Source organism: Robiginitalea sp., assembly GCF_049588695.1.
Lineage (GTDB): Bacteria > Bacteroidota > Bacteroidia > Flavobacteriales > Flavobacteriaceae > Robiginitalea.
On sequence record NZ_JBAVZJ010000013.1, the window covers coordinates 1 to 2,235 of the forward strand.

2 protein-coding genes are annotated in these 2,235 nt (G+C 48.0%); both read left to right on the forward strand.

From position 1 onward, the window contains the following. Window positions 1-71 precede the first annotated feature (71 nt). A complete protein-coding gene (locus WBV75_RS00190; RefSeq protein ID WP_424118650.1) occupies window positions 72-659 on the forward strand; it encodes an acyloxyacyl hydrolase in 588 nt (195 codons plus the stop codon). A gap of 265 nt (window positions 660-924) precedes the next feature. Beyond that, a complete protein-coding gene (locus WBV75_RS00195; protein WP_424118651.1) occupies window positions 925-1,968 on the forward strand; it encodes a lactonase family protein in 1,044 nt (347 codons plus the stop codon). Window positions 1,969-2,235: the final 267 nt, after the last annotated feature.

Here is a 2,235-nt window from a genome sequence, read left to right on the forward strand (position 1 = left end):
GTCGTATTGACCGAAACCTCGACCAGGCCTTTGATCAACCCCCATTTGCCAACAATTAAAAGCAAAATTCTATGAGAACTCGATTTACAATTGCAATGCTTTTATTGGTGTTCACCATAACATCCTATGCTCAATCCAAGTTTGCCATTACATACAGCGTGGCCTTTCCAACCGGAGAGACTTCGGACTATTTTGGATCGACAAGCTGGAGGGGTGTCGGTATTGATTATTCCTATCTGATTAAAGAAAATCTTGGTGTTGGTTTCAGTACGGGATGGCAGGTTTTTAGTGAAGACGTTGGTTACGTAACGGAAACCACCGGAACGGAAACCGTCTCAGGATTCCGCTACAACTACCTCAACAGTTTTCCCTTGTTTGGGACAGGTACTTATTACTTTAATTCCTCGGGTAAGGTGGAACCCTATGCCTCCCTGGGTATCGGGCTGGTCTACAACCGATTTGAACGAGATATTGGTTTATTCACCGATCAGAACACGGCCTGGCAGTTCGGACTTCGGCCGGAGCTCGGAATCGATTATAAAATAGGCTATAGCGTTGGCCTTCGCGCTGCGGTGCGATACCAGTACGTGGCCTCCGGGAGCGATGTTCCCAGCCTGCCCTTCTTTTCTGTGAATGTAGGGTTTGTCTGGAAGAATTGACTACTTGCCAATCAGCAATAGAAAACCGCTTCCCATTAAAGGAGGCGGTTTTTTTTGTTTCGCTTAAAATCCAGGTCTACTCAACATTCCCGGAAATCCTCTAAATTCATTTAATATTGTATTCCACACATGACATCCTAATCCTATGCCTCGATTTATACCAGCCTTATGCACTGTATTGATAATTACCGTGAATTGTAAAGGGCCTTCCCCAGAATCTGCTAAAGATGCCGTTCAGGAAAGGGCAGAACAAACCAAGCCAGATATGCATTTTTACCTGGGCACTTACACAGACGGGGAGAGTCAGGGGATATATCAATACAGTTTATCGACAGACGGTAAACTCTCAAAGACAGGACTTATGGCAGAGGCTGAAAATCCTTCCTTCCTTACCCTGTCCCCAGACGGGCGCTATCTGCTAAGCGTCAATGAAGTCAGCAATGACGACCAGACCGGCTTTGTGAGCTCATTTCGCATAGGAAAAGACAGCCTTACATTTTTAGATCAAAAACCCACAGGTGGGGCCCATCCCTGCCATGTCGCCGTGAATCCGGAGGGATATGTCCTGGTTGCCAACTACAGCGGCGGAAATATGGGCCTTTTAAAAATTCAGGATGACGGAAAACTGTCGGACCTGCTCCATGTACAACAGCACCAGGGAAGCGGGCAACACTCCAGGCAGGAAGGCCCCCACGCCCACTCCGGCTGGTTTACACAAGACGAGGGGCTTATCTCAGTAGATCTGGGGACAAACCAGTTGTGGTTCTCGGAAATCGATACGCAATCCCAGAAGTTTACACCCCGGGAGCCTCAGACTTTTTCTTTGGAGCCCGGTGCGGGGCCCCGGCATTTGACTTTCCATCCTCAAAAGCCCTGGATCTATGTGGTTAACGAACTCAGTTCTTCGGTATCCCTGTTGAAAAAGGAACCTGAAACCGGTACGCTCAAAATAACCCAGTCGATTTCGACCTTACCCGAGGGTTCCGAAACAGACAATACATGTGCGGATATCCATATCTCTTCAGACGGGAAATTCCTATATGCTTCCAACAGGGGGCACAACAGTATCGTTGTTTATTCCGTGGACCCTGAAACGGGTGAACTGAAACTCCTGGCACATGAACCCACCCGTGGGGAAACACCCAGGAATTTCAGCCTCTCTCCCGGGGACAGGTTTTTGTTGGTGGCTAACCAAACCACCAATACAGTTGTTTCATTTCAAAGGGATTCAAACTCCGGCCTGCTTACCTACGTCGACCAGGCAGAGGCCCCGACGCCGGTTTGTATTCTCTTCAACCCCGGCCCTTAACACTATTCTGGCGCTGAAGGCCGGGACCCGTTAAACCAATAAAGCCGTCTCGCATAACGCAGGAATACCATGCGTTTTTGCCTCTACTCAAAAAAAGAGCGTATTTTCAAAATATAATTCGAATGCGACTATAAAGCATCCCTATGAATTTGTGCATTACAAGGTCCCAGAAATTCGCCTATTCCGAAACCTTTATCAGGGACCAGATCTCCGGACTTCAAGAACGAAGCACTGTGTATACCCTTCACAGCGGACGCTATCCCGAAC

Coding starts and splice junctions, on each gene's coding strand:
- WBV75_RS00190 (WP_424118650.1), top strand. CDS start 72: ATGAGAACTCGATTTACAATTGCAATGCTTTTATTGGTGTTCACCATA.
- WBV75_RS00195 (WP_424118651.1), top strand. CDS start 925: ATGCATTTTTACCTGGGCACTTACACAGACGGGGAGAGTCAGGGGATA.